Origin of the sequence: Agromyces binzhouensis, from assembly GCF_004135055.1 — a bacterium.
In the GTDB taxonomy this organism is placed as follows: Bacteria; Actinomycetota; Actinomycetes; order Actinomycetales; family Microbacteriaceae; genus Agromyces; species Agromyces binzhouensis.
Genome location: NZ_SDPL01000576.1, coordinates 1 through 1,501, shown reverse-complemented (window position 1 = coordinate 1,501; position 1,501 = coordinate 1). Strand labels below are relative to the sequence as shown.

The window sequence follows — 1,501 nt, the reverse complement described above, 5'->3', positions numbered from 1 at the left end:
ATCGGCGACGCTGAGCGCGCCGCGCACGCGGCCGTCCCAGGCGACGACGACGACCGTGCGCCCCTCGGCCTCGGCGGCGGCGACGGATGCCTCGACCTGCGGGTCGGGCCCGATCCCCCACTCGACGAGCAGGGCTGGCCGCCCGACGAGCACGAGGTGCCCGTCGACGACGCCGTGCACGCCGAGGCCGGGGCGGTTCTCGAACGACTCGGGCGTCGGCAGGCTGCCGACCCGGGCGGCCGCGCCGTCCGCGATCGCCTTCGCGACCGGGTGCTCGGAGGCGTGCTCGAGCGCCCCCGCGAGGCGGAGCAGGTCGACCTCGTCGACGCCGTCGGCGGCGTGCACGCCCGCGAGCGACATCCGCCCGCTCGTCACGGTGCCGGTCTTGTCGAGCACGATCGTGTCGACGCGACGCGTCGACTCGAGGACTTCGGGCCCCTTGATGAGCACGCCGAGCTGTGCGCCGCGACCGGTGCCGACGAGCAGCGCGGTCGGGGTCGCGAGGCCGAGGGCGCACGGGCACGCGATGATGAGCACGGCGACGGCGGCGGTGAACGCCGCGGCGGCCGGGAAGCCGCCGCCGAGCCACATGCCGAGCGTCGCGATCGCGATGAGGATCACGATCGGCACGAAGACGGCCGCGACGCGGTCGGCGAGTCGCTGCACCTCGGCCTTGCCCGCCTGGGCGTCCTCGACGAGGCGCGCCATCTGCGCGAGCTGCGTGTCGGCGCCGACGCGCGTCGCGCGCACCACGAGGCGTCCACCGGCGTTCACGGTGGCGCCGATCACGGCGTCGCCCGTCTCGACCTCGACCGGCACGGATTCGCCGGTCACGAGCGAGGCGTCGACCGCGCTGCGCCCCTCGACGACGACGCCGTCGGTCGCGATCTTCTCGCCTGGGCGGACGACGAACGCGTCGCCGACCGCGAGCTGCTCGACCGGGATCCGCGACTCGACGCCGTCGCGGAGCACCGCGACGTCCTTCGCGCCGAGCTCGATCAGCGCTCGGAGCGCCGCGCCGGCGGCACGCTTGGACCGCTTCTCGAGGTAGCGGCCGAGGAGCACGAACATCGTCACGCCCGCGGCGACCTCCAGGTAGAGGTTCGACGCGCCGTCGCTCGGGGCGACCGTGAACTCGAAGCCGTGCACCATGCCGGGCGTGCCCGCGGTGCCGAGGAACAGGGCGTACAGCGACCAGAGGAACGCCGCCGTCACGCCCAGCGAGACGAGCGTGTCCATGGTCGCGGCGCCGTGCCGCAGGTTGACGAGCGCGGCCCGGTGGAACGGCCAGGCCGCCCACGTCACGACGGGCGCGGCGAGCGCCAGCGACGCCCACTGCCAGTACGTGAACTGCAGCGCCGGGATCATCGCGAGGAGGATCACCGGGACCGAGAGCACGATGGCGGCGATGAGCCGCGTGCGCAGCGACCTGAGCTCGGCGTCGGCGCGCTTCTCCACGGGGGGCGCGCCGGCCGCCTCGCCGGTGCCGGCACCGGCCGGC

1 protein-coding gene is annotated in these 1,501 nt (G+C 75.2%); it reads right to left on the bottom strand.

What is annotated here, in order from left to right; translation table 11 throughout:
* Positions 1-1,501, bottom strand: a 1,501-nt coding sequence (locus tag ESO86_RS16835) for a heavy metal translocating P-type ATPase (RefSeq protein WP_129235945.1), incomplete at both ends; no start/stop codon positions are given.